This is a genomic window from Verrucomicrobiales bacterium (genome assembly GCA_016793885.1).
GTDB lineage: Bacteria > Verrucomicrobiota > Verrucomicrobiia > Limisphaerales > UBA11320 > UBA11320.
In genome coordinates, this window is the sequence record JAEUHE010000144.1 from 1 (window position 1) to 5,176 (window position 5,176).

Genomic DNA, 5,176 nt, shown 5'->3' on the forward strand with positions numbered 1-5,176 from the left:
GGGAAACGCTCCTCCAAATGCAGCAAATAACCGCCGAATACATGCTCTCAAACCTCCCCAATCCTCCTCGTCGCAAACGTCTCTCCAAAAAACGCTTAGGACTTAACTAACCGCCATTCGGATCTGACCTTAAACTCCAAAAAGGGCGGACTGGACAAGCTGGGCAATGCGAGCGTTTCGCACTTTGTCGGCAGGGCCCGAACCCGCAGGGTTCAAAGAGATCTAGCCGGGGGTGCTCGCACCCCCGGAACTGGTGAAATTACGGAGCATCGCGCAGCGATGCCACCGGCTTCTGAGACTTGCGGCACCCGACTCAAGGAACCTAATCCGTTCGTCAGGCAGTCCGCCTACGGGTGGCACCCCTTTCAGGGTGCTGTTGATTAGGAGGCCGACTGACCGGGGGTGTCGCTGCGCTCCACGCCCCGGCTAATGTCTTTGAACCCTGCGGGTTCTCAGCTTAGAGCCCCCTACAGCTTTTTCACACCCCCGGAGGGGGAATCCCAGCTCCGCTGGGGGGACCAAAGCGGTAGAGGTCTACCGCACTTCATACGTCTCCCTTCCTCGCGAAGCATTTGGACTGCTGTAGCCCTCTACAGCTTTTCCACACCCCCCGGAGGGGGATCCCAGCTCCGCTGGGGGGACCAAAGCGGTAGAGGTCTACCGCACTCCATACGTCTCCCTTCCTCGCGAAGCATTTGGACTGCTGTAGCCCTCTACAGCTTTTTCACACCCCCCGGAGGGGGATCCCAGCTCCGCTGGAGGGACCAAAGCGGTAGAGGTCTACCGCACTCCATATGCCTCCGATCTTGCGGAGGATAAGCAAGAAACATAGACCTGCTCCGGGCACTAGAGGTAAGATCCGGAATGGGCCGTCGAAAACGATACAATGTCCGCTGCTTGGTGTGCCAGATGCGCAAGGAGATCTGCATCTGCGACTGTATCGAGACCTGCCGCCGCTCCATCGAGACGAGCACGCGCATCATCATTCTGATGCACCATCGGGAGCTCTGCCGCACCACCAACACGGCCCGATTGGCTCAACTCACCCTCAAGGATTGTGAAATCCGGGTTCGTGGACTTCCCGACGCCCCGTCGGTCACCGAGGGCCTCATCGATCCCCATCGCCTCAACCTCCTGCTCTACCCAACTTCCGAGGCCCAGGAACTCACTCCCGAGCTGGTGACCAGCCTTAAACGGCCCCTCACGCTGATCGTTCCCGACGGCACCTGGGGACAAGCCGCCAAAGTGGCCAAGCGCGAGCCGGTGCTGAAAACAATTCCTCACATCAAGCTGCCGTTGGATCGAGCGTCAGAGTACGCGCTCCGCCGCGGCTCGGAACAAAAAGGGGTAGCTACCTTTGAGGCGATCGCCCGAGCGCTGGGGCTTTTGGAAAGTCAGGATGTTCAACGCCGATTGGAAGCGCTCTTCGCGATTATGGTCGATCGCACCCTGCGAAGCCGCGGTTGCCAGAACCCCGCCGCCGAGGCCTCCGAAAGTTCCAAGGGCTGAAAGCCCGCCTCAGGGCTTAGCTGGTTTTGGCGCCAGCCGCTTTGCCCATCCCTCCGGGGTCAGCCCTGCCTCATTCAATAGGGATATCTTGGACCACGGTTTGCCGGGTGATCCTTTGGCCACCGATATCCATTCATCGACCACCTGATCGCGCGAATCGGCGAGCGGCCAAGCCGCGCCAGCTGAGGCGGCTTCCCGGCGCAGCCGATCCCAATTTGAAATCCAGGCATACCGGACAGGCAAGCGGGCCAAGCGCACCCGGTCAGTCAGTTCCTGATCGGGACTGACCGATCGCTCCGCTGCTTCCCAAAGCCCTTCAGCGACCGCCAGGGGACCGAATCGGAAGAAGGAGGCGTCCGCGCGTGAGAAGCAGGTGAGCTTGAAGTCCGTGGACGCCGCGTGCAGCAATTCGAAATACTTCAGGATGTTCGGCGCCGCGGCACCGTAGTAGCCCTCCACAAATTCTCGAATGAGGGCGCGATCGTCTTGCTTGGGATTCCACAGCAACTGCGCCAGCACCCATGCCCGCATCTCCGCCATTTCTGACCCATGCGATTGATAAGCCCCCTGCTCGAACACCCCCAGCACATGGTGCGCTTGGAAGAAGCGAAGATTGTCACCCAAGATGAACCAGTTGGGATGGGGCTGGACGTAGTGGCCGAAGTCGGTTGTGTAATCCCAGATGTAGAGCCGACGACAGATCTGTGACCAGCCCCGGATATCGTCGGCGAAAGCAGCGTTCGATGGATGCTCCAGCGACTCACGAAAGTTGCACTCAATGCTGCAAAGACGAACGATGACGTTCGGACGGGGCCGAAGTGTCTTAGGCGGCTTGCGAGTGTACTGGTAAGCCAGGGTATCGATGGCGACCTTGGGAAACTCGGGTTCAATTTTCTCCGCGATGTAGTTCACCAGCGATAGCATGGTTCCCGCATGCGAGCCCTCCGCATCATCCAGCGCCTTGCACTCGGCGCACTCGCAAGCCCCATACCAATCATTCTGCGACACGCTCAGAATCCCGGCATCGGGAGACTCGCGCAGCCACTCCTTGACCCGCGCCACCATGAAGTCCCGCAGCTTGGGGTTGGTCAGACAGAGTTGGGCATGATTGGTAGAACGTTGGCCTTTGATCAGGCTGAACCATTCCGGATGATCCGCAAAATGCTTCTCCGGCGGAACCAAGGGATAAAAGGTATGCACGAATCCCTTGTAGTTGATGCGTCCGCCCTTCTCCTCCGTCAGCTTGGACGACTGGCCGTTACAGCCATTGCGCCAGGACCAGTCGGCGTCGAAGGCGGGGTACCAAAAGGACTCCCGATACTCAAACGCAGGCTTTTCACGTCGGTTGGCCACACCAAGGCGCAAGGTCGACTGCTTGGGAATCCGCGTCGCCCACGGAGTCCACCAACGCACGCGGCACTCCTGCTGCAGAAAACGACTCACCGCATAGAGCGTTCCCCGCGGACGTCCCCCCGCGAGAAGCAGCTGATCCCCTTTGGCTTCGATGATCAGCTCCTCCGCTGCGAGGCTGTCCAAGTCCAGATGCGGAAAGGCCCGTCGAGCCGCCCTTCCGGCCCCCACCAAAATCGCGCGCTCCGGTGCCTCAGCCCTGGTTTCCACAGAGAACTCGGCACCGGCGATCTCGCTTAGCGTGGCAGCCAACTCCCGTGCCGCGGTGCGCTCGGGAGCCGTGGCTTCAGAATCCAATACCACCACCGACTTCGCTACGCCTTTCTCGGCGAGCAGGATTTCTGCCGCGAAGCTGTCCGTACAGAAAGCCAAGACCAAACCGACCCAACACAGTCCCAGGATGCGTCGCATGATGCCGATTGGACGATCCGCACGCAGAGTCTCATCAGGATTTTTGAGACTCTGTGTTCCCGCACGCAGCGCCTTCTAGCAGCAACCACGATCGATGCGATGCGATGATGGTTCGGCACCTCACAATGCCCGTACCATCGCGTCCGCGGTGGTTACTGCGAGGAACGTTTGCGCACTTCGGCGTGAGGGTGGATCCCGAACCAGCAGAAGGCACCTATCAAGCAGATCACGCCTCCTAGGCTAATGCCCCAACTCCAGCCCAGCAGACCGCTGATCCAAGGGGTCATCACCGGGGCGATCAGGCCGCCGAGATTCCCACCGGTGTTGCAAATCGCAGCGGCGGTGCCGCCCTTCGAGCCTCCGATGTCGACTGCAGTCGCCCAGATAGGCCCTTCGCTGGCCCCCAGTGCGGCATGCGCCAAGGCGAACCAGACGACAATCCAAATTGGATCCCGGCACAGCACACCAAGCCCCAACAACATTGCACTGACTGCCATGCCTCCGCCCGCGACGAACGCTCGCCCACGTCTCACTCCCCACTTGCGGCTCCAATGCGACGAAAGCCATCCTCCCAGCGGCATCCCGATGGCCAAAGCCACTTGAAGGATTCCCGCGTAATACTTGCTGGTCGTCCCGCCCACGTTGAGAACCTTGTCGAAGTAATACTGCATCCAGTAGACAAACAGGTACTGAAAATAGCCGACCGCTGCGTAACTCAGCGTCACCAGCAACAGACTGCGGTTGCAGAGTAGATCCTTCCAACCGACTGCTCGTCCTTCAGGGTTGGAGACCGAGTTCAGCTCACCCACCTGAATCCAGGATCGCTCCGCTTCGTTGACTCGCGGATGGGCCGCGGGAGTATCCGTGGCCGTGAGAGCCCAGATCGTTGTCACCACCGCCGTGATGGCCGCACCAATGACAAACCCAGCGGGCCAGCCGACTCGAGCGATCAACGCGCCAAAGCCAGGATAGCTGGCAGCCACGCCAGCAATGGCCGCAGCCGTGACAATTCCATTAGCCCAGCTCCGTTGTCCGGCGGGAAACCAGTTCCCGACGGCGCGGGCAGCCGCGGGATGCAACGGGGCGCTCAGGAAGCCCATGGTTCCCCGAACCAGGATCAGCCCCATCAGCAACGAAGCTCCGTTCAAACCCGCCCATCCCAGCACGCCCGTGAGCGCCGCGAACAGCGCTGAGCCGAATCCGACGACCATCAACGCCCGGCGCGGGCCGAAGCGATCAATGAGGATCCCGCCTGGAATCATGCAGATTGAATAGATCAACAGGAACGCGGAGTAGACACCTCCCATCTGCACCGGATCGATCTGATACTGCTGCATGATCTGATCCGTCCCTGCCACCGACATGCTCGACCGGTTCAGATGGCTGATGAAGCACAGAGCCATCACCAACACGATCACCTGCCAGCGAATGTGGGTCATAGGCGGGGATGCGTCGGAGGTCATGGCGCTGACCATGCTCGCGACCTCAACCGATCGTCAAGAAATAGGGAGTTGATCAGGCTCGGCCGCATGGAGTTCCCACTTCAGTGGGGGTCGTGTCCGCCATGACCCGTGAGGTGAGAGTTTACCGGGAACGGGCAGAAAAACCTCAGGCTCGGCCGCATGGAGTTCCCACTTTAGTGGGGGCCGCGTCCGCCATGACCTGTGGGGTGAGAGCTTACCGTGGACGGGCAGAAAAACCTCAGGCTCGGCCGCATGGAGTTCCCACTTTAGCCCAATCCATGCAGTCGTTCAGCACGCGTTTGCTTGATCTTTTTGCGAAATCCTTCGTTGTTCGTCGCTTACGTATTTCGCTCAATACGCTCGCTCCTCACGCCTCGGTCTTC

3 protein-coding genes are annotated in these 5,176 nt (G+C 60.1%); 1 reads left to right on the top strand and 2 read right to left on the bottom strand.

Annotated elements, in window-relative coordinates:
- Window positions 1–864 precede the first annotated feature (864 nt).
- On the top strand, window positions 865–1,509 hold the full coding sequence (locus JNN07_16130) for a DTW domain-containing protein (GenBank protein MBL9169269.1): 645 nt from the start codon (window positions 865–867) through the stop codon (window positions 1,507–1,509).
- 9 nt (window positions 1,510–1,518) lie between these two features.
- On the opposite strand, the gene JNN07_16135 is transcribed toward JNN07_16130, so the two are convergent.
- Both JNN07_16135 and JNN07_16140 read right to left on the bottom strand, forming a co-directional pair.
- Entirely contained in the window at window positions 1,519–3,330 is a 1,812-nt protein-coding gene (locus tag JNN07_16135) for a DUF4838 domain-containing protein (protein MBL9169270.1), read from the bottom strand.
- Between the two features lie 152 nt (window positions 3,331–3,482).
- Entirely contained in the window at window positions 3,483–4,769 is a 1,287-nt protein-coding gene (locus JNN07_16140; GenBank protein ID MBL9169271.1) for an MFS transporter, read from the bottom strand.
- Window positions 4,770–5,176: the final 407 nt, after the last annotated feature.

Excerpts from the sequence above, each read along its gene's own strand:
- JNN07_16140 (MBL9169271.1), bottom strand. The coding sequence starts at position 4,769 with ATGACCCACATTCGCTGGCAGGTGATCGTGTTGGTGATGGCTCTGTGC.
- JNN07_16135 (MBL9169270.1), bottom strand. The coding sequence starts at position 3,330 with ATGCGACGCATCCTGGGACTGTGTTGGGTCGGTTTGGTCTTGGCTTTC.
- JNN07_16130 (MBL9169269.1), top strand. The coding sequence starts at position 865 with ATGGGCCGTCGAAAACGATACAATGTCCGCTGCTTGGTGTGCCAGATG.